We start from the raw sequence: 25,589 nt of genomic DNA on the forward strand, positions 1-25,589 counted from the left end.
AACCGGCCAGTCATGGCATGCGCCGTTCGGTGTCGAACGGGCCGCGATCACTGAGGCGGAGTCGGCGTTGCCCTGGCCTTGCCGGCGTCGGATGTCGGTTGCGTCGCCAGGATAACCGCGAGGCAGGCCAAGGCCAGGGCCGCGCCCTGCAGCGGGTTGAGCGGCTCCCCGAGCACGAGCACCCCCACCAGCGTCGCCGACAGCGGCATCATCACCGTGAAGACACCCGCGCGTGAGGCGGGTACGGTTTTTAGCCCGGTCATCCAGAGCCAGACGCTCCAGACCGAGGCGGCAAAGGCGTAGAACACCAGCAGCCCCCACTGGCCTGGACCGACGCGATCGAAGCGGAAGTGCCAGGCCGTAAACGCCCCGAGCGGCGTAGCCAGCGCCAGCCCCCAAAGGTTGATGATGGCGGTGATGCGCTTTGCACCGAGCGAGCCCGTCAAGCGTTTGCCAATGACCGAATAGATGGCTTCGCACAGCGCTGCGGCCAGCAACGCCGCGAGGCCGAGCGGGTCGATCGCGGCCGTGTCGGCTGCGACGCCCTGGGCCGTCGTGTGCTGGCCCAGGCCCAGCAGGGCGATGCCCATCACCGCGAGCGCCACGGCAATCCATTCCCGCTGCGTGACGCGTTCCGACAAGAACGCCGCACTCAGCAAAGCGACCCAAGCCGGGATGGACGCCATCACGATGGCCGCCGCGATGGCGCCGCTGCGCCCGACACCCCAGACCATGAACACGGTAAAGAGGAAGTTGCCAAACAAGGACTCCCCAAACAGGGCTGCGTGCGTTCTCCAGGCGATCGGCGGCTCATCCGCACGACGCCTTACCCAGGAGTGCATCGCAAGCGCGGCAATCCCAAAACGCAGCCAGGCCAACAAGAAAATGGGGAAGGTCTGGGCCAGCGGCTTGCTGAGGGCGACGTAGCTGCCCACGAGCGCCATGCTCGAGGCCAGCGCCGCATAGGCCACGGGCCGCCTCAGTCCCGAGGCGCGGTCAGGATCGATGTTCATCGGGGGATTTTGACGGCTGTCGTAGCGGCAGTGACGGCATTCCATCATGTGGGAAATGCTTTTCACGTGCGAAACGATCTCTTCCGATGCAACTGTTTTTGCTTCGAAAATAAGAAAAAACGTTTCACATCAAGAAATTCGAAGATAAGTCCTTGTTTTTGTTTGGGTCCTTCCGGTCTTATATAAGACATATGAGTGGTCAAATGTCTTATAGAAGAGTTATAGTTCCACCGTCCCTGGCGTCGCTCGTCGTCCGTGGGTGTATCGGTTTCTTTTTCTGAACTTCTGGAGGTTCTTCATGTCCCAAAGCAATCCTGAGCAAATGACCCGCGAGCAGCAGATCGCTGCACTCGAGCAAGATTGGGCGACCAATCCCCGCTGGAAGGGGGTCAAGCGTGGCTACACCGCCGCCGATGTGGTGCGGCTGCGCGGCAGCGTGCACATCGAGCACACGCTCGCCAAGCGCGGTGCGGAAAAGCTCTGGGCCAAGATCAACGGGGGCGCCAAGAAGGGCTACGTGAATGCGTTTGGCGCCATCACCGCGGGGCAGGCGATGCAGCAGGCGAAAGCCGGTCTCGAGGCCGTTTACCTGAGCGGCTGGCAGGTCGCAGCCGATGGCAATACGGGTGAAACCATGTACCCCGACCAGTCGCTGTACCCGTACGACTCGGTGCCGGTCATGGTTCGTCGCATCAACAACACCTTCAAGCGTGCGGACGAAATCCAGTGGGGGCGTGGCATCGGCCCCGGCGACAAGGACTACATCGACTACTTCCTGCCGATCGTGGCCGATGCGGAAGCCGGCTTCGGCGGCGTGCTCAACGCCTTCGAGCTCATGAAGAACATGATCATCGCAGGTGCCGCGGGCGTTCACTTCGAGGATCAACTCGCAGCCGTCAAGAAGTGCGGTCACATGGGCGGCAAGGTTCTGGTGCCCACGCAGGAAGCCATCGAAAAGCTCATCGCCGCGCGCTTCGCAGCCGACGTGATGGGTGTGCCGACCATCGTTCTCGCGCGCACCGACGCCGAGGCAGCCAACCTCATCACCTCGGATCATGACGAGCGCGACCGTCCGTTCCTGACCGGCGAGCGCACGCAAGAAGGCTTCTTCCGTGTCAAGAATGGTCTGGAACAGGCCATCAGCCGCGGCGTTTCGTACGCGCCCTACGCCGACCTGGTCTGGTGCGAAACCGGCACCCCGGATCTGGGCTTTGCCCGCGAGTTCGCTCAAGCGGTTCTGGCGGCCAACCCGGGCAAACTCCTGGCTTACAACTGCTCGCCTTCGTTCAACTGGAAGAAGAACCTCGACGACAAGACGATCGCCCGCTTCCAGGACGAACTCTCGGCGTTGGGCTACAAGTACCAGTTCATCACGCTGGCGGGTATCCACATCAACTGGTTCAACACCTTCAACTTTGCCCATGCCTACGCCCGCGGTGAAGGCATGAAGCACTACGTCGAAATGGTGCAGGAGCCCGAATTCGCTGCCCGCGAAAAAGGCTACACCTTTGTGTCGCACCAGCAGGAAGTGGGTGCGGGCTACTTCGACGATGTCACCACGGTGATCCAGGGCGGCTCGTCGAGCGTCAAGGCGCTCACGGGCTCCACCGAAGAGGCCCAGTTCCACTGAAGCCGGTGAATGGGCGGCCGATCACTGGCCGCCCTGCGCTGCAAGCGCCCGCTCTGCCGGGCGCTTTTTTATGGGAGGCAGCCATCGTTCCGCACGTTGGCGACGGGTGTGGGGCGATAAAATCTCCCGTTTTGCTGCGGGTTCACAAAGGCGCCTGCGCCTGTGGGGATCATCGCCGCGTCTCGACGTCAACGAACGCACAACATGATCGAAATCACGCTCCCCGATGGTTCCAAGCGAAGCTTCCCGCAACCGGTGACGGTCGCCGATGTCGCGGCTGCCATCGGTCCAGGCCTTGCCAAGGCGGCCATCGCAGGGAAGGTCGATGGGAAGCTCGTCGACCTCAGCACGCCGGTGACCACGAATGCGAACGTGGCCATCGTCACCGCCAAGGATCCTGAGGGGCTCGAGATCATTCGTCACTCGACCGCTCACCTGTTGGCTTACGCGGTCAAAGATCTGTTTCCAGAAGCGCAGGTCACGATCGGTCCCGTGATCGAGAACGGCTTTTATTACGACTTTGCGTTCAAGCGGCCGTTCACGCCCGAGGACCTGCAGGCGATCGAGAAGCGCATGGCCGAACTTGCGGCGCGCGACGAGCCGGTGGTTCGCCGAGTCTTGCCTCGCGATGAGGCCGTTGCTTATTTCAAAGGCCTCGGCGAGCACTACAAGGCCGAGATCATTGAGTCCATCCCGCCCGGCGAAGAGGTGTCGCTGTACCGCGAGGGGGCGTTCGAAGATCTGTGCCGCGGTCCGCACGTCCCTTCGACCGGCAAGCTGAAGTTTTTCAAGCTGATGAAGGTCGCGGGGGCCTACTGGCGGGGCGACCATCGCAATGAGATGCTGCAGCGGATTTACGGGACGGCGTGGGCGAGTAAGGAAGAACTGCAACAGTACCTGCACATGCTCGAAGAGGCCGAAAAGCGCGACCACCGCCGACTCGGCCGCGAGCTCGACCTCTTTCATCTCGATGAGCTCTCGCCGGGTACGGTTTTTTGGCATCCCAAGGGATGGACGCTCTGGCAAGAGGTCGAACAGTACATGCGCCGCGTCTACCGAGAAAACGGTTACCTCGAAGTGAAAGGGCCGCAGATTCTCGACAAGGCGCTGTGGGAGAAAACCGGCCACTGGGACAAATACCGTGAAAACATGTTTGTCACCGAGTCGGAAAAGCGGGAGTACGCGCTCAAGCCGATGAACTGCCCGGGGCACATCCTCATCTTCAAGCAGGGCATCAAAAGCTATCGCGATCTGCCGTTGCGCTACGGCGAATTCGGACAATGCCACCGCAACGAACCCAGCGGCGGCCTGCATGGGATCATGCGCGTGCGCGCGTTCACGCAGGATGATGGTCACATCTTCTGTACCGAAGACCAAATTCAATCCGAGGTCAATGCCTTCACCCGCTTGCTGCAGCGGGTGTACCGCGACTTCGGGTTCGAGCACATCATCTACAAGGTCGCGACCCGTCCGGAGCAGCGCATCGGCTCGGACGCGAGCTGGGACAAGGCCGAGGCGGCTTTGATGGACAGCTTGCGCGCCTCGGGCTGTGACTTCGAGATCGCCCCCGGCGACGGCGCGTTTTACGGTCCCAAAATCGAATACACGCTCAAGGACGCCATCGGCCGACCCTGGCAGTGCGGCACCATCCAGGTGGATTTCTCCATGCCGGAGCGGCTCGACGCCGAATACGTCGGCGAGGACGGCGCGCGGTATCGCCCGGTGATGCTGCATCGTGCCATCGTCGGCAGCCTGGAACGCTTCATCGGCATTCTCATCGAGCAGCATGCAGGGGCCTTGCCCACGTGGCTGGCACCGGTGCAGGTGGCCGTACTCAACATCACCGATGCCCAGTCCGATTACGCAGCCGAGGTGGCGCAGCAGTTGCGCCATCGCGGCATTCGCGTGGCTCTGGACCAACGGAACGAGAAAATTACGTATAAAATCCGCGAACACTCCGTCCAAAAGCTTCCCTACATCCTTGTCGTCGGCGACAAGGAGCGTCAAGTCGGCGCCGTTGCCGTCCGTGCGCGCGGGAACAAGGATCTCGGTGTGATGCCGGTGTCCGACTTCGCGGACCTGATCCAGCGGGAAGTTCTGAAGAAACAGTCGGCCTAGCCTGAGCCTGTTGCGCGGATCTTCCGTAGACGGTTTTCTCAGTATTTTTGAAGGGTTTTAGCCATCGTTACCGAATTCCGTGACCGTCGCCAGCGCGAAGAGCGCAAGCATCGACTCAACCGAGAAATCATGGCTCCGGAGGTCCGGCTTTCGGGGCCGAACAACGAGCCGCTCGGGATCGTCAGCCTCTCCGAGGCGTTGCGCATGGCCGGCGAGCTTGATGTGGACCTGGTCGAAATCGCCGCCACGGCGAACCCACCGGTTTGTCGCCTGATGGACTATGGAAAGTTCAAGTATCAGGAACAAAAGCGTGCAGCCGAGGCAAAGGCGAAGCAGACCGTCATCGAAATCAAAGAGGTCAAGTTTCGTCCGGGTACCGACGAGGGGGACTACCAGATCAAGATGCGCAACATTCGGCGCTTCCTGGCTGAAGGCGACAAAGTCAAGGTCACCTTGCGGTTCCGTGGTCGTGAGATCACGCACCAGGAGTTGGGTCTGGCGTTGTTGAACCGGATTCGGGACGAGTTGGCCGATCAGATCGTGGTGGAGCAGTTTCCTAAGCTCGAGGGGCGGCAGATGATCATGATGATCGCGCCCGCCCGTAAAAAGGCCGCACCGAAGGCGGTCGAGGCGACGGAAGCCAAAACGCAGTGATTTTTTAAGTGTCTCGGGGCCATCAAGGCTGCAATCGCTTGCAGACGCCTCACGAGCACAATTCAGAAGGAGCAGAAAATGCCCAAAATGAAGACCAAGAGCAGCGCGAAAAAGCGCTTTCGTGTTCGTCCAGGTGGGACGGTGAAGCGGGGCCAGGCGTTCAAGCGCCACATCTTGACCAAGAAAACCACCAAGAACAAGCGTCATCTGCGTGGACCGGTGACGGTCGACAAAACCAACATGGGGCATGTTGCGCAAATGATGCCTTTTGCTGGCCTGTAATCGACGGACGAACAAGGAGAATTCAACATGCCTCGCGTAAAACGTGGAGTGACGGCGCGTGCCCGTCACAAGAAGGTTCTGGCTCTGGCCAAGGGTTTCCGTGGCCGTCGTGGTAACGTCTTCCGGATCGCCAAGCAGGCGGTGATGAAGGCTGGGCAATATGCCTATCGCGATCGCCGGACCAAGAAGCGGGTGTTCCGCCAGTTGTGGATTGCACGGATCAATGCGGCTGCGCGTGAGTGTGGCTTGACCTATAGCCAGTTTGCCAACGGTCTGAAAAAGGCCGCCATCGAGATCGACCGTAAGGTCCTGTCGGATATGGCGATCCACGACAAGGCTGCATTTGCCGCGATCGTGGAGAAGGTCAAGGGGCAGTTGGCCACCGCCTGATCCAGCCCGCCTCGATGAGGCGGAGCGTTCGATTCGGGAAAAGGGTTGGGGCTTGAAGGCTTCAATCCTTTTTCTTTTCCAGCATCCATCCGTACACGAAGCCGCCGTCATGGAAGATTACAGCGTCTTGGTCGATGAAGCCCGGGCCAGTTTTGCCCGCGCGCAGACCGTGGCCGAGCTTGAAAATGCAAAGGCTCGCTTTCTTGGCAAGTCCGGGCGCGTCACCGCCTTGCTCAAAGACCTCGCGGGGCTCGATCCGGAGCAGCGCAAGGCGATGGGAGCGCAGATCAATCGGGTCAAGCAAGCGGTCGAGGCCGCGCTCAACGAGCGCCGACAGGCCATGGCGGCAGAGGAGCTCGAGCGGCAGTTGCGGGCCGAACGCCTGGACGTGACGCTCCCAGGGCGTCGCCGTGGGGCAGGTGCCGTGCACCCGGTCTCGCGGACGATCATGCGCATCGAGCAGTACTTTGGCTCGATGGGTTTCGACGTGGCGCAGGGGCCGGAGATCGAGACAGACTGGTTCAACTTCACGGCGCTCAACACGCCCGCGGATCATCCAGCGCGGTCGATGCACGACACCTTCTACGTCGAGGGCGGTTATCTGCTGCGCACCCACACGAGTCCGATGCAGATCCGACACGCGATGCATCACGTTGCGAAATATCGGGACCGGCTCGAGGCCGGTGAGGACATGCCCGATATTCGCGTCATTGCGCCGGGCCGCACCTACCGGGTCGACAGTGACGCGACGCATTCGCCCATGTTCCACCAGTGCGAGGGACTCTGGGTCGGAAGAAGTGTCAGTTTCAAGGACTTGAAAGTGATTTTCACGGACTTCTGCCGTGCCTTCTTTGAACGCGACGATCTCCAATTGCGCTTCCGTCCCAGTTTCTTCCCGTTCACCGAGCCGAGCGCAGAAGTCGATCTTCAGTTTCCCGATGGGCCGCTTGCGGGTCGCTGGCTCGAGGTTGCGGGGGCGGGGCAGGTGCACCCCAACGTGATTCGGAATATGGGACTCGATCCCGAGGCCTACATGGGTTTTGCCTTCGGCATGGGGCCTGACCGTTTGACCATGCTGCGCTATGGCATCTCCGACTTGCGTCTGTTTTTTGAAGGCGATGTCCGTTTCCTTGGGCAATTCCAGTAATTCAAAAGGCGCCCCAAATGCAATTCCCTGAGTCTTGGCTGCGCGAATTCTGCAACCCCCCACTGTCTACGAACGAGTTGGCCAATGTGCTGACGATGGGTGGTCTCGAGGTCGAGGAAACCCGCCCCGTGGCCCCTCCTTTCCAAGGTGTCGTCGTCGGCTTGATCGTCGAGGCTACCCCCCATCCGAATGCTGACCGCTTGCGGGTCTGCCGGGTCGATGTGGGAGAGGATCGTTTACTCCAAATCGTTTGTGGGGCACCGAATGCCCGGGCGGGCATCCGTGTTCCCTGTGCTCGCGTCGGCGCGGCGTTGCCACCGGGGGCCGATGGTGCGCCCTTCGAGATTCGCCAGGCCAAGTTGCGGGGTGTGGAGAGCGAGGGCATGTTGTGCTCGGCACGGGAGCTCGGGCTTTCGGACGACCATGGCGGCTTGCTCGAGCTCAGTCCCGAGGCACCGGTCGGCGTAGACATTCGCGACTTTTTGCAGCTGGACGACACGATCTTCGTGCTCAAGCTCACGCCCAATCTCGCGCATTGCCTGAGTGTCTATGGCGTGGCGCGGGAACTGTCCGCGCTCACGGGAACCCCGCTCAAACCCCTGGAATTCCCCAAGATCGAGCCGAGGACCGACGCCACACTTCCCGTGAAAGTGGCGGCCCCGGATCTTTGTGGCCGCTTCTCCGGTCGGGTCATTCGGGGCGTCAATCCGCAGGCGGTCACGCCGGCTTGGATGGTCGAGCGCCTCAGACGCTGTGGGCAGCGCAGCGTGTCGGCGCTGGTCGACATTTCGAACTATGTGATGTTCGAGTCGGGGCAGCCCTCGCATGTGTTTGACCTGGAACGGATACACGGCGGGCTCGAGGTGCGTTGGGGACGCCCGGGTGAGCGCCTGAAGCTGCTCAATGGACAGACGGTTGAGCTGGACGAAACCGTCGGCGTCATTGCCGATGCGGAGCAGGTGGAGTCGCTGGCGGGGATCATGGGGGGCGATGCGACCGCTGTGGGCGAAGCAACGCGCCATGTCTACCTCGAGGCGGCTTTCTGGTGGCCCAGGGCGATCGCGGGACGTGCGCGTCGATTCAACTTTTCCACGGACGCTGGGCACCGCTTCGAGCGTGGCGTTGATCCAGCACTCACGGTCGAACACCTCGAGCGGATCACCGACCTGATTCAGAAGATTTGTGGCGGCGAGCCCGGGCCGGTCCAGGACCTCCCGGTGAACGTTCCGAGCCCGGAGGAAGTGCGCTTGCGCGTGGATCGCGCAGAGAAGGTGCTGGGTATGCCTTTGGGAATCGAGCGCTGCGAGCAAGCGCTTCGGGCGCTGTCGTTGCCGACGCGGCGCCTGGACGAAAGCCAGCTCGCCGTTTTGCCGCCGACGTTCCGTTTTGATTTGCGGATCGAAGAAGACCTGATCGAAGAGATCGCCCGCATGATCGGCTACGACCAGTTGCCCGACGAGACGCCTCTTGCGCCGCTGCAGGCCAAGCCGAGTGCCGAGTCCGAGCGCTCGGCGGCGGATTTACGTCGTGTGATGGCCGATCTGGGCTACGACGAAACCATCAGCTTCAGCTTCGTTGACGAGGCTTGGGAGCGCGATCTGGCGGCGAATCCCGATCCAATCCGGGTTCTCAATCCGATCGCGAGCCATCTGGCCGTGATGCGGTCGACCCTGGTTGGGTCTCTGCTCAGTGCGCTGAGATTCAATCTCGACCATCGTGTAGACCGGGTTCGACTGTTCGAGATCGGTCGTGTGTTTCGCCGCAACCCGAACGTTGCGGAGTCGGCCTTTGAAGTGGCGGGCATCGACCAGCCCCTGAAGCTCGCAGGCATTGCCTATGGGCAGACGGATGTGCCACACTGGGACGGCCCAGGCCGTTGGGTCGACTTCTTTGACGTCAAAGGCGACATCGAGCAGTTGTTCGAGCCGCGGCGCCTGTCGTTTCAAGCCAGCGAGCATCCGGCCTTGCACCCGGGGCGCAGCGCAGCGATTTTGCTCGAAGGGCGTTCGATCGGATTTGTCGGCGAGCTGCATCCCCGCTGGCGGCAACAATGGGAGTTCGCGCGGCCTCCGGTCCTCTTCGAGATTGACTTCCGTGCGGCCTGCGAGCGCGTGGTTCCGCGTTTGATCGAGGTTGGACGTTTCCCCGCCTCGAATCGCGACATCGCCATCGTGTTGCCGGATGGCGTCTTGTTTGGGGCCGTTTCGGCGGCGATCGAACGGGCGGCCCCTGGGACCATCTTGCGCGACGTGCGGATCTTCGACGTCTATCGCCCCAAGGCTGCGGGCGCTGAGTCGGACCAAGCGGTGCCCGCAGGTCATCGCAGCCTCGCGATTCGTTTGGTCTTTGGTTCGAATGAGCGAACGCTGACGGATGCGGAGATGGACGAGGCCGTTTCTACGATTCTTGCCTCGCTTCAGCGGGAATTCGGGGCGCGCTTGCGTGCCTGAAGCGCATTGGGTTCACGAGTGGGTGGCAGACATGGAGCCAGCGATGGAGATCACGGTCGACAACCTCGAAACACCGGCTTTGACGAAGGCGGAGTTGGCGGAGCTGCTGTTTGAGCGCATCGGGCTGAACAAGCGCGAGTCCAAGGAGATGGTGGACGCATTTTTCGACCTGATCGGCAGCGAATTGATCAAGGGCGAAGATGTCCGCATCGCGGGCTTCGGCAGCTTTGAGATCCGAACCAAAGCGCCCCGGCCCGGGCGCAATCCGCGTACCGGGGCGCTCGTGCCCATCGAAGCTCGGCGCGTGGTGGTGTTCCACCCGAGCCAGAAGCTGCGTGCCCAGCTTCAAGGCGGCTCGAACGCGGCTTTGAAAGCCGATGGCGACGATGTCTCGGATTTTGAACGATGACGAGCGCTGCGAATTTGCCGCCGATTCCTGCGAAGCGCTACTTCACGATCGGAGAAGTCGCGGTCCTGTGCGGCGTGAAGCCGCATGTGCTCCGCTATTGGGAGCAGGAGTTCGCTCAGTTGAGGCCGATGAAGCGTCGCGGAAACCGGCGCTACTACCAGCACCATGAAGTCTTGATGGTGCGGCGGATTCGTGAACTCCTCTATGAGCAAGGCTTTACGATCAGCGGCGCTCGAGCGCAGCTGCAGCAAGGTGCGAGCGACGCCGGCGTTTGGACGGGTGAGCCGCTGGAGAAGGGCGGCTCACCCATTGTGGTTGAGGCTTCGGATGCCGCGGGTTCCAACTCGCCGATCGCGGCTTCATCGGCCTTGGGCTCCATCCGCCAACAGTTGCTCGAAATTCGACGTCTGTTGGAGGACGGCGAGCCGGAAACGAGCGATTCTTCACTGAAAAGCACGATATAATTGCAGCTTCGGCGTGTAGCGCAGCCTGGTAGCGCACTTGCATGGGGTGCAAGGGGTCGCGAGTTCGAATCCCGCCACGCCGACCATTTTGAGGGCCGCAGTTTCCGACTGCGGCCCTTTGCCGTTTTGGGGCCAACTCAGGGTCTCGATATGCTTGTGGTGACGCTGAAATTCTCCCTTGCGCGCCGCGCATCCCGGCGGCGGGCGCGGGCCTTCACGGGAACTTATTCAGCGTTGCCTTGGATAGCCCAGCCGCTTTGTGCCGTACGAGACACCCTATGGAATCTCAGCCCACCGACGTCGTGCCCCATCCGCCAGAACTCCTCGAACAGGTGGGATCGCTCCCGGACCTGCCCGGTGTCTATCGGTTTTTTGATGCGGAGGATCAACTGCTGTATGTCGGCAAAGCTGTGAGCTTGCGCAGCCGCGTCGCAAGCTACTTCCGGCTGCGTACCGGTGGGACGCGTATCGCTTACATGGTGAGCAAGATCCGCCGTCTGGAGACCACGGTCGTTCGCTCCGAAGCCGAGGCGCTGCTGCTCGAGAACAACCTGATCAAAGCGCTACGCCCGAAGTTCAATATTCTCTTTCGCGACGACAAGAGTTACCCGTCCCTCGTGTTGATGTATGCGGGCAGCGAGCAGCCGAGCGGACCGCGCTCGGGCGCTGCCACGCTGTTTCCACGCTTGGCCTATTACCGCGGACGTCCGGTTCGCGAGCATCTGCTGTTCGGGCCCTACCCGAACGCGGCAGCGGTCAAGGAGTCGATTCGGCTGCTCCAAAAGGTTTTTCGCTTGCGCACCTGCGAGGATGCAGTCTTTCTGAATCGCACCCGGCCTTGTTTGCTGTACGAGATCAAGCGCTGCTCGGGCCCCTGTGTCGGGTACATCGATCCGCAAACGTATGGACGCGACGTCGCCAGCGCAGCCGCTTTTCTGCGGGGGGAGACGGAGCAGGTCTTTGGGGAACTGCGCGCACGCATGCAGGCCCATTCGGACGCGCTCGAGTTTGAGCGGGCAGCCGAGGTTCGTGACCAGATCGCAGCGCTGTCGACGATCCTCCATCAGCAGGCCGTGGAAACGGGGGGCGAGAAGGACGCCGATATCGTGGCGGTTCGCGTGGGCGGTGGTCGGGCCTGCGTCAATTTGGCGATGGTCCGCGGCGGGCGGCATTTGGGCGACCGGGCGTTTTTCCCCAAGAACATCGAGGAGGCCATGGCCATCTCCGAAGGCTGGCAACCGTCTGCGGCTGTGGGTGACGTGAACGAGGCGCACGAAGGTGCTTCGGCACCGGCGTCGCTGGAGCAGCGGGTACTCCACGCCTTTCTGGCGCAGCATTACCTCGGGGCGGCCCTACCGCCCTTGTTGATTGTCAGTCAGGCCGTCGAGCCTGAGCTCCAGCAACTGCTCGTCCAGGAGGGGGTAGGGCGCTTGAAGATCACGGACAGTCCCCGGGGGGTGCATCGTGTGTGGCTGGAAATGGCTGAAAAGAACGCCGAGATTCAGCTCGCACGGGTTCTGAGTGAACAAGGCTCGCACCGCGCGAGGACCGAGGCGCTGGCGGAGGTTTTGGGCTTGGATGTCGAGGACCTGGATGAGGTCGTGATCGAGTGTTTCGACATTTCGCATTCCTCGGGCGAGGCGACGCATGCCTCCTGCGTGGTTTACGACCACCACCAAATGCAGCCCTCCAAATATCGGCGCTTTCGAATCGAAGGCATCACCCCGGGGGATGATTACGCGGCGATGCGACAGGCGCTTCGACGTCGTTACGGCCCGCTGGCCGCAGTCGAGCCTTCGGAGGCGGCGGTCAGCACTGGGGAAGAGGCATCGGCGCGAGGAGGGGATGCCCGTGGCCGGAGGCTCCCCTCGGTCGTTCTGGTGGATGGCGGGGTTGGGCAGGTTCATGCGGCTGCGGAAGTGTTCCGCTCCTTGGGCTTGAGCGAGCGCTTGATCGTTGGGGTCGAAAAAGGCGAGGGGCGCAAGGTCGGACTCGAGGAGTTGGTTTTCGCGGATGGGCGGGAGAAGCGCAGCTTGCGTCCCGACTCCGCCGCCTTGATGCTGGTGGCGCAAATCCGCGATGAGGCTCACCGATTCGCGATCACTGGAATGCGTGCGCAGCGCGCGAAGACGCGCTTCGGCGGAGGGGCGCTCGAAGAGATCCCAGGCATCGGCCCCAAGCGCCGCGCTCGGCTGCTGCAGCAGTTTGGTGGGGTTCGGGGCGTCTCGGAGGCCAGTGTCGAGGACTTGATGCGGGTCGAGGGGATATCCCGGTCGCTCGCCGAAACCATCCATCGCGCGTTTCACTGAAGCCATTCCGACGCGCTGGGCTCGTGCCAAAATGCCAACATGTTCCTGACCGTTCCGACGCTGCTGACCTGGACCCGTATCGTGGCGATTCCGCTGATCGTGGGGGCCTACTACCTGCCGGTCGAAATGGAGCGGGCCAACCAGATTGCAACGCTTTTGTTCGTGGTCTTTGCGCTGACCGATTGGCTCGATGGCTATCTTGCGCGCAGGCTCAACCAGGCGTCGGCCTTCGGTGCGTTTCTCGATCCGGTGGCGGACAAATTTCTGGTTTCGGCGTCCCTGTTGGTGCTGGTTCATCTGCAGCGGGTCGACGTCTTCGTGGCACTCATCATCATCGGCCGCGAAATCGCGATTTCGTCGTTGCGGGAGTGGATGGCTCAGATCGGCGCTTCGCGCAGTGTGGCTGTGCACATGCTCGGGAAGCTGAAGACGACGTTCCAGATGGTGGCCATTCCGTTCTTGCTTTTCGACGCCACGCTCTTCGGCTCGATCGACACCCGGCGTTGGGGACATGGGCTGATCTGGGTGGCCGCGGTTTTGACCGTTTGGTCGATGGTTTACTACTTGAGGCGCGCGGTCCCCGAGATTCGGGCTCGGGCGAAATAGATCGGTGGCGCCGTCTGCGCGTTGGTCGGTGTTGGCGCCGGCGGTGTTCGTGCTGATCTGGAGCACGGGGTTCATCGTGGCCCGCCTAGGGATGCCCCACGCGCCACCCTGGACTTTTCTTCTGTGGCGGTTTTTGCTGTCGATCCCCTTGTTCCTCGGGTGGGCATGGATGGCTCGCAGCCCATGGCCCGTGGATCGGCGCACCTACTGGCATCTGGCCGTGATGGGGGCGCTGATGCACGCGGGTTACCTCGGTGGGGTATGGTCGGCCGTCAAAGCGGGGATGGGAGCAGGTCTGGTGTCGATGATCGTCGCGCTGCAACCAATCCTGACGGCGATCCTGGTTCAACCGGAGCCCGGTTTCAAAGATGGGGGACGAGCGTTCAGCGGACGTTGGCTGGGGCTCGGTCTGGGGTTTGTCGGCGTGGTCCTGGTTCTTTGGCAAAAGCTGCACCTGCCCACCACGGCAGGTGCGCTGAGCTTCACGAGCGTGCTGTTTGCCCTTGCGGCTTTGTTGAGCATTACGTTCGGGACGCTGTACCAAAAGCGTCATTTGGCGCCGGTCGATCTGCCGGTCGCGAGTTCGGTGCAATTGCTGGCGGCGGCCGTGATCGCAGCGCCGCTCGCTGGGCTGGAATCCGAGGGGATGGCCTGGAACGAAGCGCTGGTGTTTGCGCTGGGCTGGTCGGTGCTTGGACTCACGCTGGGCGCGAGTTCGCTGCTCTACCTGTTGATCCGCCGCGGCGCCGTGACCGCGGTGGCCAGTTTGATGTACTTGGTTCCGCCGACGACGGCGATCCTGGCCTGGGTCTGGTTCGATGAGCCTGTCACGGGTCTGACCTTGGTCGGTACGGCTTTCGTTGCGGCCGGTGTCGCCTTAGCCATACGCCGCTGATGCTGTCCATCGTTCACGAGGCAGCGCCGACGGTGTTGGGCTTGGTGTCAGGAATTTCGGGGGTTTGTGAGCAGTTGTAGCAACGGCCTGCCCGGCGATTGACACCCCTGGGTGCAGCGAATCTAATCCGCATCGGCTACCGGGGCTGAACCCAGTCCTCGGGCCCAGACAGGCAGGTCCACGCTTCGCGTGGCTTTTTTGTGGGGCGCTACCCGCCGCGGCGGGATAGCCGTTCGAAAACCAATGAAAGAGGGGCATTCGGTGAACAAGTCGGAATTGATTGAGCACATCGCGACCCAGGCGGATATTTCCAAGGCGGCCGCCGCCCGCGCGCTGGAAGCGATGTTCGGTGCGGTCAAGACCACGCTGAAGAAGGGCGGGTCGGTTTCGCTGGTCGGTTTTGGTACTTTCGCGGTGACGAAGCGTGCGGCGCGAAGCGGCCGCAATCCACGTACCGGAGCGTCCATTAAAATCAAAGCTGCAAAGGTTCCCAAGTTCCGGGCTGGCAAGGCATTGCGCGACGCGGTCAACTGATCCACCGTCGGGCGACGGCTGCGTCGGCTCGGGCATGGGGTGCTTAGCTCAGTTGGTAGAGCGGCGCCCTTACAAGGCGTAGGTCGGGGGTTCGAACCCCTCAGCACCCACCATTTCAACTGAGGCGAACGGACCGTTCGCCTCTTTTTTTCTGTCCAGGAAAGTTTGATTCATGTTTGATTTTGTCCGCAAGCACAAAAGGATCATGCAGTTCCTGCTGTTTCTGCTGATCGTTCCTTCGTTCGTGCTGTTCGGGCTCGATGGATACAACCGTTTCCGGGAGAAGTCGCCGGTGGTGGCGCGGGTTGGCGACGTGGAAATCACGCAGGCGCAATGGGATCAGGCGCACAAGCTCGAGGTGGATCGGGCGCGTCAAGCGATGCCGAACCTCGACCTTGGCTTGCTCGAGTCGCCTCGAGCTCGTTACGCCACCCTCGAGCGCCTGGTCCAGGACCGTTTGCTCGAAGCGGCTGCACGTCGCTGGCATCTATCGGTGGGCGACGCCAAGCTGGCGCTGGAGCTGCAGAGCAATCCGGTGATTGCGGGCCTGCGCGGGCCGGATGGCAAGCTCGATGTCGATCGCTACCGGCAGTTGTTGGCATCGCAAGGCTTGACGCCCGAGGTGTTCGAGGCGCAGGTTCGTGCCGAACTTTCGGCCCAACAGGTGGTTCGGGCCGTGAGCGAGAGCCAATTGATGGTTCCCCAGCTGGCGGACGTCGCGCTGGCGGCCTTGTTCGAGCGGCGAGAAATCGAGCTGGCACGATTTGCACCGAAGAGTTTCCGCGATGGCCTCAAGCCCACCGAGGATGAGTTGAAGGCGTACTTCGAGGCCCATCCGCAGCGATTTCAGGCGCCGGAGCGTATCGACGTGGAGTATGTCGTGTTGGATGTCGACACCGTTCGGCAAAGCGTTTCGGTGAGCGACGCTGAGGTCGAGGACTACTACCGGCAGAACGCGGCGCGGTATGCCACACCGGAAGAACGCAGGGCCAGCCACATCCTGATCGCTGTCGATTCAGGGGCGGGCGCGGCGGCTCGAGAGCAGGCCAAGGCCAAAGCGAACGAAATTCGCGAGCAGCTGCGCCAGAATCCGGCGCGTTTTGCGGAGCTTGCCCGTCAGGTTTCGCAGGATCCGGGTTCGGCCGCGAATGGGGGTGATCTGGGTTTCTTCGCCCGCGGCGCCATGGTCAAACCCTTCGAGGACGCCGTGTTCTCGCTCAAGAAGGGCGAGATCAGCGATGTGGTCGAGACGGAATTTGGCTATCACATCATCACCGTGACCGATGTTCGTGGGGGGCAGCAAAAATCCCTCGCGGAGGTTCGGGCGCAAATCGTCGACGAACTGAAGAAAACCCTCGCGCAGCGTCGGTTCGCGGAGTTGGCGGAGAGTTTTTCCAACGCCGTCTACGAACAATCGGAGAGTCTCAAGCCGGTTGCCGAACGGTTCAAGCTTCGGCTCGAAGTCGCTCAGGGCGTGGAGCGCAAGCCCAAACCGGGCGAGGCCGGTGTGCTGGCGGATCCGAAGTTCTTGGCCGCCCTGTTCAGCGCTGAGTCCATCGAGAAAAAGCGCAACACCGAGGCGATCGAATTGGGGCCGAACCGTCTGGTTGCGGGGCGGGTGTTGCGCCATGAACCGGCACACACGCGACCGTATGCCGAAGTTCGCGACCAGGTGAAAGAGCTTTGGCTCGAAGAGCGCAGCGTCGCCCTGGCTAAGGCGGAGGGCGAAAAACGTTTGCGCGAGTGGAAGAGCACGCCGGCTTCGGCCGTTCTCCCTGAGCGGTTGACCGTCGGCCGTGATCAAACCGCTGGCTTGCCGGGTGCGGTCATCGACGCGGTTTTGCGTGCGCCACGCTCGAATTTGCCTGCGCTGGTGGGCGTCGACCTTGGCGCCCAGGGTTATGTGGTGGTGCGCGTGAAATCCGTCTTGCCAGCGACGGAAGTGCCGGAAGCAATGCGCCAAAAGAGCCGGCAGGCCTGGGCAGAGGCGTGGACCGGCGCGGAAGTCCAGGCTTACCTTTCGTCGCTCAAGGCGGCGTTTGGCGTCAAGATTCTGGTCCCGGAGCCGTCGAAAGAGGCCGAGGGCGGCTGAGCTCCGATATATAATTTTGGTTCTACGGTGGCTGTAGCTCAGTTGGTAGAGTCCCAGATTGTGATTCTGGTCGTCGTGGGTTCGAGTCCCATCAGCCACCCCAAACGCTCAAAAACGCCCGGCGCCTGTCGGGCGTTTTTGTTTGTGTTTGCGCAAATCCGGTGCTTTTTCTTCTCGTGGATGCACGGGCGGCGTCGCAACGAACGGCACAATCCTCGGCATGCATCGGACAGTCTTGATTGCGGGCGGCGGGATCGGCGGGTTGGCGAGTGCGCTTGCCTGCGCGCGCGGGGGGGCGGTGGTCTCACTGTTCGAGCGGCGTCGCGCCTTCGAGGAGTTTGGGGCGGGCATTCAGTTGGGGCCCAATGCCGTCCGTGTTTTGCATGAATGGGGCCTGAGGCGCGCACTCGAAGCGGTGGCGCATGAGCCCCCACGATTGGTGGTGCGCGACGCTGCCGGCGGCCGACAACTCGGCGTGCTGCCCTTGGCTGCGCGGGCCCGTGAGCGTTATGGAGCGCCGTACCTCACCATCGCGCGTGCCGATTTGCTGCAACTGTTGTTGGAAGCGGTGCAGCGTCAGGATCAGGTGGCGCTCCATCTGGCACAACCGGTCGAGTCTTATGAGGAGGGGCGGGACTCGGTGGAGCTTCGGTTCGCCGATGGACGGTGCGCCCATGGCGCTCTCCTGCTCGGAGCCGATGGGCTGTGGAGTCGCATCCGCGCGCACATGCTGGGCGATGGGCCCCCGCGTTCCTCCGGGCATGTGGCTTACCGAGCGATGCTGCCGCAAACGGCCTTGCCCGCGCATTTGCGTCGCACGGGCATCACGGTTTGGCTCGGGCCGAGGCTTCATGTGGTGGAGTACCCCGTGCACCGGGGAGAGTGGCTCAATGTCGTGCTGGTCGTCGAGGGTTCGGTGGCGGGGGATCCGCAGGCCTGGGGTGAGGCTGTCGAGCGTGGGGCGCTACTCCCCATCGTTGGGTCGATCAGTCTGCCTTTGCGGGACCTGATCGAGCACATTACGGAATGGCGTTCGTGGAGCCTGTTCGGTCGCCCGCCGGTGGCCGCTGCCGCGCAGATGGCGCGCGGTCGGATTGCGCTCGTCGGGGACGCCGCCCATCCCACGCGACCCTATCTGGCTCAGGGGGCGGGCATGGCGATCGAGGATGCCCACGTCCTTGGAGAGGTGCTGCGTTTGCGTTCGGGTTCGGTCGAGGAGCGGCTGGAGCGGTATGCCGCCTTGCGCTGGCGGCGCTGCGCCCGGATCCAGATGCAATCGGCCCGAAACGGGGTGATCTTTCACGCCCGGGGGCCCATGCGTTGGGGCAGGGACGCGTCCCTGCGTTTGCTGGGCGAGCGCCTCTTGGATCAGCCTTGGTTGTACGGCTATCGGGCAGGCATCGAGACTGAGGATGACTCCTGAAAAAAGAGCAACAGGTGTCCATTTTTCGCCGGCATACGGCGAGAAACCTTTCAAAACTTGCTTGGGCCGGAGCAGGCTGGCGTAGAAGCCGCACTTGTTGCTTCTTGTTAGCTTGGTTGTGCCTCTATAATGAGAACAATTCTTGATTACCTCATCCCATGCGCATTCATCCCGAGCCTCTGACGACGCCCAGCGCCGCTGAGTCCTCTTTGTCGGATCTCGATGTCGGCGTCGTTGGCGTCGTCACCCGTTTGCAGATGCCTGATGCCGCTGCGGAACGCGGCCGAGTGGCGCGTTTGCTGGAACTGGGCTTTCTGCCGGGCGAAACGGTCCGGGTGCTCGCACGGGGCCCGGCCGGAGGTGAGCCTCTGGCCGTGCGTGTGGGCGATGCCACGTTCGCTCTGCGCTCGCACGAGGCGCAGCACGTCCGGGTGGCTCGGCTCGGCGACATCCATCGTTGAAGCATGAGTCCAGCAGAACCCTTGCGCATCGCCCTGCTGGGGAACCCGAACTGTGGGAAAACGGCGATCTTCAACCTGCTGACGGGTAGTCGGCAGAAGGTGGCGAACTATGCCGGCGTGACGGTGGAGCGCAAAGAGGGTGTTTTGCGGACGCCCTCGGGCCGGGTTTATGCCGTGCTCGACCTGCCGGGTGTGTACAGTCTGCGCCCGCTGAGCGCAGACGAAGCCGTCACGCGCGACATTTTGACCGGGCGTCACCCCGACGAGCCCCGTCCGGATTTGATCGTATGCATCGCCGACGCGACCCATCTGCGCCTGAATCTGCGGCTGGTCCTCGAAGCGCGCCCCCTGGGCGTACCGATGCTGCTCGTCCTCAACATGATGGACCTGGCGCGCGCGCAGGGCATCACGATCGACCGTGAAGCGCTCGAGCGTGAACTGGGTATACCCGTGGTCGAGACCATCGGGGTCGCCCGCGACGGTGCCGCCGAACTCGTCGGCTGGCTCGACCGCTGGCCCGGGCCGGCTCGCCCGCAAGGGGCGCATCCGCCACTGCCGCTTCACTCGCTCACGGCGATCCAGGATGTCGACGGCCAGGCCGAGGATGAACTGCGTCGAGCCATGGACCTTCAGGCCGAGGTGCGACGGATCTTGAGCGCCGCGGTCGTCGAGCCGGCGCAGCGGCCCTCGCGTGATGAGGCGATCGATCGCTTCGTGCTGCATCCGGTATTCGGACCTGTCCTGTTGCTAGTGATTCTGTTCCTCGTCTTTCAGGCGGTCTTCAGTTGGGCAGCGCTTCCGATGGACGCGATCAAGCAAGGCGTCGAGGCGGTCGCAGGCGTGGTTCAGGGGGCGCTCCCCGAAGGACCACTTCGAAGCTTGTTGACCGATGGTGTCATCGCGGGGGCAGGAAGCGTCCTGGTTTTCCTGCCGCAGATCTTGATCCTGTTCTTTTTCATCTTGCTGCTGGAGGATTCGGGATATCTGCCGCGCGCGGCTTTCCTGTTGGACCGGCCGATGGCGGCCGTGGGTTTGTCGGGCCGCTCGTTCATCCCCCTGCTGTCGAGCTTTGCCTGTGCCGTACCGGGCATCATGGCCACGCGCACGATTACCGATGCTCGAGACCGCTTCGTCACGATCATGATTGCGCCGCTGATGACCTGCTCGGCCCGCCTGCCGGTCTATGCGCTGTTGATCGGCGCTTTCATTCCGAGCCGCAAGCTCGCCGGTTGGCTCGATTTGCAGGGCCTGGTTCTGTTTCTGTTGTACCTGGGGGGGATTGCCAGTGCGATGGCCGTCGCCTGGGTGCTCAAGCGCCCCCAAGGTGATGCGGTAGGGGCGGGCACCTTGATGATGGAACTGCCGGCCTACCGTTGGCCGAGTCTGCGGCACCTGGGTTATGGGCTTTATGAGCGGGCCCGGATTTTCATCCGCAGCGTGGGCGGCATCATCTTGGCGCTCATGGTGTTACTCTGGGCCTTGTCGAGCTATCCCGCGGCACCCTTGGGCGCCGAGCAGCCGGCGATTTACTACAGTTTCGCGGGCCGAATCGGCAGGGGGCTGGCTGAGTTGCTGGCGCCCATCGGGTTCAATTGGCAGATCTCCATCGCGCTCGTCCCCGGCCTCGCTGCTCGCGAAGTGGCTGTGGGCGCACTGGGAACGGTTTACGCTTTGTCTGCGCAGGATGCGGGCACGGCGGTTTCGTTGGGGCCCATCATCGCGAGCCAATGGTCGTTGGCGACCGGACTGTCGCTGCTGGTGTGGTACGTCTTTGCGCCCCAGTGCGTCTCAACGCTGGTGACGGTGCGCCGCGAGCTGGGACGCTGGCGGCCAGCGCTCACCATGGCCGGCTATCTGTTCGCGCTCGCCTATGCCGCAAGCTTTGTCACCTACCATCTCGCGAAGGTGTGGGGCGGTTGAGGGAGCGGGATGCTGTGACCCTAAATCCGGCAGTTGACCGCTTTTAGCGAAAAGCAAGGTGTTGATGTTTGAACAATTTTCGGTGCGCAGGCCGTTCACCGTTTGGGTGAGCGCTGCGCACCCGTTCGAGCCGCCCTCGAGCGCGGGGGCGGCGTTGCAAATCCTCGCCATGGCGCCTGCCATGGCTGTGGTTTGCGCCTTGCCCGCGCGCCCGACGACGACCCGCCCAGGCGCGCCCAACTGCCGGATTTAGGGTGACCGGAGAATGCGCATGGCCATACTCGAACCCCTGCTCGTGACGATCATTTTGGTTTGGGCCGCAGGCTATCTGGTCTGGCGCATGGGGCCTGGGTCCGTGCGCGCGTGGCTCGGTCAACGCATTCATCCGGCGCTCGATCGGCCGGCGGGCACCGCTTGCAGTGCATGCGCCAGTTGTCGCTCGGGTTGTTCTGCTGGCGGTCGTGATCGGGGCCAGGGTTCACCCGCTGGCGGGCAAGGTTCCTCAGTCGAGCACCGGGTAACCGTGGCGGCGGCGCGCCCACTGGCACGCGTCCGAGCCGACGGCAAACTCCCGACACGGTGAAGGTCGCCATTCATAAATCGCACACTCGACCCGGATGCCGAGCGTACCGACCAAGGCCGCACAGCGGGGTGGGCCGTGGTCCGTTCCGCGCATGCGGCAAACGCTGTCGGTGACATCGACGGTGAGGCCGTCGGGCACACTGCCGCCGTTGGAGCTGCGTTCGTGAACCGAAAAATCCACCCGCAGCGCGGCGCAACAAGCACCGCAGTCGAGGCAAAGGTTCTGGTTCAGCTGCTTTTCCACTTGATCGAGCAGCCGATACTCGGGATTTGCTCGGCGGGGCCGTGGCCTGTGCGCGCGACCAGTTGCATCGCTTCGAGCAGGTCACGGCGGGTGCCTGGGGGCGCGGCTTCTTTGCGCGACGCATCGAAACGACCCCGGTATTGCAGGGCGTCCTCAGCGTTGAAGCCGAAAAAGTCTGGCGTACAGACCGCTCCATAAGCCCGCGCCACCGACTGATCTTCGTCGTACAGATAGGGGAAGGGGAGCGCGAGCGTTTCGGCCAGGCGTTTCATCGCCTCGAAGCTGTCTTCCGGGTAAGCCTCGGCGTCGTTGCTGGAGATGGCAGCGACTCCGATGCCCTCGCGTTGCAGCTGGCGCGCATCGTCAATCAGCCGGGGCAGGATCGCCTGCACGTAGGGGCAGTGATTGCATATGAACATCACCAGCGTGCCCTTAGGGCCGCGAACATCCGCAAACCGAAGCACACGTCCATCGGTAGCGGGCAGAGAAAAATCCGGCGCTTTCCAGCCAAAGTCGCAAACAGGGGCTTGTGCGGCCATGGGGTCTCCATCCTTACAAGTCGTGTTCAGTCGAGGCGGCCGAGCAGCAGGTATTCCATCAGCGCTTTCTGCACGTGCATGCGGTTTTCGGCTTCGTCCCACACGACCGATTGCGGGCCGTCGATGACTTCGGCGGTGACTTCCTCGCCACGGTGCGCCGGCAGGCAATGCATGAAGAGCGCGTCCGGCTTGGCGACGGACATCATGGTGGCATCGACGCGCCAGTCGGCAAACGCCGCGCGACGGACCTCATTTTCTGCCTCGTAGCCCATGCTGGTCCAGACATCCGTCGTCACGAGGTCAGCGCCCCGGCACGCGTCGAGCGGATGGGCAAACACTTCATAGCTCGAGGCCGAGCGGATGCCGGCGATCGACTGGTCGACTTCATACCCGCCGGGGGTGCTGACATGAACCTTGAAGCCCAGCAACTCGGCCGCCTGCAGCCAACTGTTGGCCATGTTGTTGCCATCACCGACCCAGGCGACGACTTTGCCCTGAATCGAACCGCGGTGCTCGATGAACGTGAAGATGTCGGCCAGCACCTGGCAAGGGTGGAACTCGTTGGTAAGCCCGTTGATGACAGGCACGCGCGAGTGCGCGGCGAAGCGCTCGATCTTTTCCTGGCCAAAGGTGCGAATCATCACCAGGTCAACCATGCGGCTGATGACCCGCGCGGTATCTTCGATCGGCTCGGCGCGCCCCAGCTGGCTGTCGCCGGTGGTCAGATGGACGACGCTGCCGCCGAGCTGATACATGCCCGCTTCGAAGCTCACCCGGGTTCGCGTCGAGGCCTTTTCGAAAATCATCGCCAGCGTGCGATCCACCAGCGTCTGGTGTTTCTCGTAGGCTTTGAACTTGCGCTTGATCAGAGCCGTCCGCTGGAACAAATAGGCGTACTCGTCGGCGCTGAGGTCGGTGAATTGCAGGTAATGCTGGATCGTCACGATGTGTGTTCCGAAAGAAACTGGCGAACCACGGGGCTGAGCCGGGCGACGATTTCGTCCGCCTCGGCTTCACTGAGGATGAGCGGTGGCAGCAAGCGGATGACCCGCTCGGCCGTGACGCTGATCAAGAGCCCAGCGCTGGCCGCCCGGGCCGTCAAGCCGCCACAGGGGCGGTCCAGTTCGATGCCGAGCATCAGCCCCTCGCCCCGGATGTCGCGGACGCCGGGCAGAGGGGCGAGCGCCTTGCGCAGCCCGGCTTTGAGCCGTGCCCCCACCCGAGCAGCGTTGCCGAGCAGATCGTCGTCTTCCATGATGCGCAGAGTTTCCAACCCGGCCCTCATCGCCAAGGGGTTGCCGCCGAACGTGCTGCCATGGTTGCCGGGCTCGAAGACATGGGCCGCCTTCGGGCCGGCGACGACGGCACCGATGGGAACGCCTGAGCCCAATCCCTTGGCCAAGGGCATGACGTCAGGGACGATCTCGGCCCACTGGTGCGCGAACCACTTGCCGGTGCGGCCCATGCCGCACTGAACCTCGTCGGTCATCAGAAGCCATCCGCGTTGGTCGCATAGCTCGCGCACTTGTCGCAGGTACTCCCAGCGGGCGGGGTTGATGCCGCCTTCTCCCTGGATGGTCTCCAGGAACACGGCGACGACATTGGGGTTGTTCGCGGTTGCCGTTTCGAGCGCTGCGATGTCGTTGAGCGGCACTCGGATGAAGCCGTCGACCAGGGGCTCGAAACCTTTCTGGATGGCCGGGTTTCCCGTGGCACTGAGCGTGGCGAGCGATCGGCCATGGAATGCGCGTTCATAGACGACGATCTGGGGGAAGTCGATGCCGCGGCTGTGCCCGTATTTGCGCGCGAGTTTGATAGCGGCTTCGTTGGCTTCGAGTCCGCTGTTGCAGAAAAAGACGTTCTCCATCCCGGATAGCTCGGCGAGCCGGGACGCCAGCCGCTCAGCGTCGGGGACGTAGTAGTAATTGCAGGTATGAATCAGCCGCCCCACCTGCTCGCGCAAGGCTGCAACGAAGCGCGGATGGTTGTGCCCGAGCGTGTTGACGGCGATTCCGGCCAACGCATCCAGGTATTCCCGACCCTCGGTGTCCCAGACTCGGCACCCCTGGCCGTGCGAGAGGGCGATCGGCAGGCGCGCGTAGGTGCGCATCAGGTGCGGTTCGGCAGGAGTGGATGGGTTCACATTCATGGCAGAGATGTCCTGGGAGCCCAGGTAGCCGGGAGGGGCGCGGGGCGGAAACTGATTCTAGGGCAACGCTGAACAAGTCCCTCGCGCGTCGCGCATCCCGGCTGCGGGCGGTCTGCTTCGTTGCAAATCCTCGCCATAGCTGCGGCTATGGCTGCGGTTTGCGTCTCGCATCCCATCCCGCAGCCGGGCGCGCGCCATCGCGGGAACTTATTCAGCGTTGCCCCAGACGACCGTGTCTTTGGCGGAGAGGGCAGGGCAAAGGCCACTGGGCCGGGGATCAGCCCAGAATAAGTCTTATATAAGATACAATAGTTGTGCGCCGCAGCAGAGGCGATCCTTCTGCTGCCTCGTAGCCAGAACGTCCACGTGATCCGATGGGTAAATCTCCTGCTAAGCAAGTCTTCATCCTGGGTTTGACCGACGACGGCAGAACCTTTCGGCCCAGCGACTGGGCGGAGCGGCTGGCGGGGGTGATGAGTCCGTTCAGGCCCGGTGGAGCCAAGCCGGGCAGCCATTTGAGCTATTCCCCTTGGTGTTTGCCGACGGTCCTCCAGGGGGTGAAGTGCGTGGCGGTCCACCCGGACTTGCGCGAGGCGGAGCCTATGGCCTGGGACTTCTGCATGAACTTCGCGCGCGACAATCACTTGCAAACGGTCGAGGCCTGCCTACTGCCTGACGAGGCGCCGACTGAGCGTCGCCCTTGATGCATTTCACGGATGAAAAACAAGTGAGGCCGCAGTTGCGGCCTCACTTGTTTTTGCTGACAGCGCACCCGTGACAAACGGCAGCTGTCGGTCCGAGAGGATGGACAGCCGTGCGGCTTGCGGCTTCTTAAGCCGCTGCGGTCGCCAAGGCCTTGACCTTGGCAGAGAGGCGGCTCTTGTCGCGAGCCGCTTTGTTCTTATGGAAAATGCCCTTGTCGGCAATGGCGTCGACGACCGACTGCATCTTGGCAAAGAGTTCAGTTGCCTTGACTTTGTCGCCAGCGGCCACGGCCTTTTCGACGTTCTTCACCGCGGTGCGGTATTTCGACCGCAGCGACGAATTCGCGGCATTGAGTTTGACGTCCTGGCGGGCGCGCTTGCGGCCCGAGGCCAGGCGGGGGTTCTTTTTCTTGGGTTTGGAAGATGCCATATCTTGGTGTCCTTGAGTTGCAGGATGTTGTCAGCAAACCTGCGATTCTAACAGCGAGCAGCGTCTTCCGATTGGGCTTCCGATCGACCCGGGCTCAAAGGGCTGGGCTTGGTGCTGGATGAGCGCCGGGTGAGCTTCGGTAAC

At 62.7% G+C, this 25,589-nt stretch carries 25 protein-coding genes and 3 tRNA genes; 22 read left to right on the forward strand and 6 right to left on the reverse strand.

What is annotated here, in order from left to right:
* Positions 1 to 47: 47 nt before the first annotated feature.
* Positions 48 to 1,013 carry a DMT family transporter gene (locus EDC62_RS11025; protein WP_245968850.1) on the reverse strand — a complete coding sequence of 322 codons (966 nt, stop codon included), beginning with the start codon at positions 1,011 to 1,013 and terminating at the stop codon, positions 48 to 50.
* A gap of 298 nt (positions 1,014 to 1,311) precedes the next feature.
* Between EDC62_RS11025 and aceA the strand changes: the two genes are divergently transcribed.
* From aceA to EDC62_RS11130, 21 genes are all read left to right on the forward strand, one after another.
* The gene (gene aceA, locus EDC62_RS11030; RefSeq protein ID WP_211330992.1) at positions 1,312 to 2,643 is read left to right on the forward strand and encodes an isocitrate lyase; all 1,332 of its coding nucleotides are present in this window, start codon (positions 1,312 to 1,314) and stop codon (positions 2,641 to 2,643) included.
* A 204-nt stretch (positions 2,644 to 2,847) separates the two neighbouring features.
* Complete coding sequence (gene thrS / locus EDC62_RS11035; RefSeq protein ID WP_124223675.1) at positions 2,848 to 4,761, forward strand: threonine--tRNA ligase; 1,914 nt, start codon at positions 2,848 to 2,850, stop codon at positions 4,759 to 4,761.
* A gap of 63 nt (positions 4,762 to 4,824) precedes the next feature.
* The gene (infC, locus tag EDC62_RS11040; RefSeq protein ID WP_124223678.1) at positions 4,825 to 5,415 is read left to right on the forward strand and encodes a translation initiation factor IF-3; all 591 of its coding nucleotides are present in this window, start codon (positions 4,825 to 4,827) and stop codon (positions 5,413 to 5,415) included.
* Positions 5,416 to 5,493: 78 nt separating this feature from the next.
* On the forward strand, positions 5,494 to 5,697 hold the full coding sequence (rpmI, locus tag EDC62_RS11045; RefSeq protein WP_124223680.1) for a 50S ribosomal protein L35: 204 nt from the start codon (positions 5,494 to 5,496) through the stop codon (positions 5,695 to 5,697).
* A 27-nt stretch (positions 5,698 to 5,724) separates the two neighbouring features.
* On the forward strand, positions 5,725 to 6,087 hold the full coding sequence (rplT, locus tag EDC62_RS11050) for a 50S ribosomal protein L20 (protein WP_124223682.1): 363 nt from the start codon (positions 5,725 to 5,727) through the stop codon (positions 6,085 to 6,087).
* Between the two features lie 109 nt (positions 6,088 to 6,196).
* Complete coding sequence (gene pheS / locus EDC62_RS11055) at positions 6,197 to 7,234, forward strand: phenylalanine--tRNA ligase subunit alpha (RefSeq protein WP_124223684.1); 1,038 nt, start codon at positions 6,197 to 6,199, stop codon at positions 7,232 to 7,234.
* Positions 7,235 to 7,251: 17 nt separating this feature from the next.
* Positions 7,252 to 9,684: a phenylalanine--tRNA ligase subunit beta gene (gene pheT, locus EDC62_RS11060; RefSeq protein WP_124223686.1), complete on the forward strand. Its 2,433-nt coding sequence runs from the start codon at positions 7,252 to 7,254 to the stop codon at positions 9,682 to 9,684.
* 43 nt (positions 9,685 to 9,727) lie between these two features.
* On the forward strand, positions 9,728 to 10,093 hold the full coding sequence (locus EDC62_RS11065; protein ID WP_124223688.1) for an integration host factor subunit alpha: 366 nt from the start codon (positions 9,728 to 9,730) through the stop codon (positions 10,091 to 10,093).
* Complete coding sequence (locus tag EDC62_RS11070; protein ID WP_124223691.1) at positions 10,090 to 10,557, forward strand: MerR family transcriptional regulator; 468 nt, start codon at positions 10,090 to 10,092, stop codon at positions 10,555 to 10,557. Before EDC62_RS11065 ends, EDC62_RS11070 begins: the two co-directional genes overlap by 4 nt.
* 9 nt (positions 10,558 to 10,566) lie before the next feature.
* Positions 10,567 to 10,643: transfer RNA gene (locus EDC62_RS11075), tRNA-Pro, on the forward strand.
* A 192-nt stretch (positions 10,644 to 10,835) separates the two neighbouring features.
* Positions 10,836 to 12,866 carry an excinuclease ABC subunit UvrC gene (locus EDC62_RS11080; RefSeq protein ID WP_124223693.1) on the forward strand — a complete coding sequence of 677 codons (2,031 nt, stop codon included), beginning with the start codon at positions 10,836 to 10,838 and terminating at the stop codon, positions 12,864 to 12,866.
* 39 nt (positions 12,867 to 12,905) lie between these two features.
* The gene (gene pgsA, locus EDC62_RS11085) at positions 12,906 to 13,472 is read left to right on the forward strand and encodes a CDP-diacylglycerol--glycerol-3-phosphate 3-phosphatidyltransferase (protein ID WP_124223695.1); all 567 of its coding nucleotides are present in this window, start codon (positions 12,906 to 12,908) and stop codon (positions 13,470 to 13,472) included.
* Positions 13,473 to 13,476: 4 nt separating this feature from the next.
* The gene (locus EDC62_RS11090; protein ID WP_245968852.1) at positions 13,477 to 14,367 is read left to right on the forward strand and encodes a DMT family transporter; all 891 of its coding nucleotides are present in this window, start codon (positions 13,477 to 13,479) and stop codon (positions 14,365 to 14,367) included.
* Between the two features lie 261 nt (positions 14,368 to 14,628).
* Complete coding sequence (locus EDC62_RS11095; protein ID WP_124223784.1) at positions 14,629 to 14,901, forward strand: HU family DNA-binding protein; 273 nt, start codon at positions 14,629 to 14,631, stop codon at positions 14,899 to 14,901.
* Positions 14,902 to 14,938: 37 nt separating this feature from the next.
* Positions 14,939 to 15,014, forward strand: a tRNA-Val gene (locus EDC62_RS11100).
* Between the two features lie 59 nt (positions 15,015 to 15,073).
* Complete coding sequence (locus EDC62_RS11105) at positions 15,074 to 16,993, forward strand: SurA N-terminal domain-containing protein (RefSeq protein WP_124223698.1); 1,920 nt, start codon at positions 15,074 to 15,076, stop codon at positions 16,991 to 16,993.
* 27 nt (positions 16,994 to 17,020) lie between these two features.
* Positions 17,021 to 17,096: transfer RNA gene (locus tag EDC62_RS11110), tRNA-His, on the forward strand.
* A gap of 117 nt (positions 17,097 to 17,213) precedes the next feature.
* Positions 17,214 to 18,416 carry an FAD-dependent monooxygenase gene (locus EDC62_RS11115; RefSeq protein WP_124223701.1) on the forward strand — a complete coding sequence of 401 codons (1,203 nt, stop codon included), beginning with the start codon at positions 17,214 to 17,216 and terminating at the stop codon, positions 18,414 to 18,416.
* 158 nt (positions 18,417 to 18,574) lie between these two features.
* Positions 18,575 to 18,877 (forward strand): FeoA family protein, encoded by a 303-nt coding sequence (locus tag EDC62_RS11120; protein WP_124223704.1) that lies wholly within the window; start codon positions 18,575 to 18,577, stop codon positions 18,875 to 18,877.
* A 3-nt stretch (positions 18,878 to 18,880) separates the two neighbouring features.
* Entirely contained in the window at positions 18,881 to 20,797 is a 1,917-nt protein-coding gene (gene feoB / locus EDC62_RS11125) for a ferrous iron transporter B (protein ID WP_124223706.1), read from the forward strand.
* 64 nt (positions 20,798 to 20,861) lie between these two features.
* The gene (locus tag EDC62_RS11130) at positions 20,862 to 21,050 is read left to right on the forward strand and encodes a hypothetical protein (RefSeq protein ID WP_124223708.1); all 189 of its coding nucleotides are present in this window, start codon (positions 20,862 to 20,864) and stop codon (positions 21,048 to 21,050) included.
* 249 nt (positions 21,051 to 21,299) lie between these two features.
* Here EDC62_RS11130 and EDC62_RS11135 read toward each other — a convergent pair whose 3' ends face one another.
* Genes EDC62_RS11135 through EDC62_RS11150 form a run of 4 tightly spaced genes read right to left on the reverse strand, consistent with a single transcriptional unit; the run spans position 21,300 to position 24,311 of the window.
* Positions 21,300 to 21,623 carry a YkgJ family cysteine cluster protein gene (locus EDC62_RS11135; protein WP_245968853.1) on the reverse strand — a complete coding sequence of 108 codons (324 nt, stop codon included), beginning with the start codon at positions 21,621 to 21,623 and terminating at the stop codon, positions 21,300 to 21,302.
* Positions 21,608 to 22,162, reverse strand: a complete 555-nt coding sequence (locus tag EDC62_RS11140) for a thioredoxin family protein (RefSeq protein WP_124223710.1) — start codon at positions 22,160 to 22,162, stop codon at positions 21,608 to 21,610. The genes EDC62_RS11135 and EDC62_RS11140 overlap by 16 nt, the downstream gene beginning before the upstream one ends.
* Positions 22,163 to 22,188: 26 nt before the next feature.
* The gene (gene argF / locus EDC62_RS11145; RefSeq protein WP_211331000.1) at positions 22,189 to 23,100 is read right to left on the reverse strand and encodes an ornithine carbamoyltransferase; all 912 of its coding nucleotides are present in this window, start codon (positions 23,098 to 23,100) and stop codon (positions 22,189 to 22,191) included.
* A 2-nt stretch (positions 23,101 to 23,102) separates the two neighbouring features.
* Positions 23,103 to 24,311, reverse strand: a complete 1,209-nt coding sequence (locus EDC62_RS11150) for an aspartate aminotransferase family protein (protein WP_124223714.1) — start codon at positions 24,309 to 24,311, stop codon at positions 23,103 to 23,105.
* 374 nt (positions 24,312 to 24,685) lie between these two features.
* Here EDC62_RS11150 and EDC62_RS11155 point away from each other — a divergent pair, with 374 nt between their 5' ends.
* On the forward strand, positions 24,686 to 25,015 hold the full coding sequence (locus tag EDC62_RS11155) for a DUF3579 domain-containing protein (RefSeq protein WP_124223717.1): 330 nt from the start codon (positions 24,686 to 24,688) through the stop codon (positions 25,013 to 25,015).
* Between the two features lie 127 nt (positions 25,016 to 25,142).
* Here the strand turns inward: EDC62_RS11155 and rpsT are convergent, their stop codons facing one another.
* Positions 25,143 to 25,445, reverse strand: coding sequence for a 30S ribosomal protein S20 (gene rpsT / locus EDC62_RS11160; protein ID WP_124223719.1), 303 nt, complete (start codon positions 25,443 to 25,445; stop codon positions 25,143 to 25,145).
* Positions 25,446 to 25,589: the final 144 nt, after the last annotated feature.

Source organism: Tibeticola sediminis (assembly GCF_003843835.1).
Classification (GTDB): Bacteria; Pseudomonadota; Gammaproteobacteria; order Burkholderiales; family Burkholderiaceae_C; genus Tibeticola; species Tibeticola sediminis.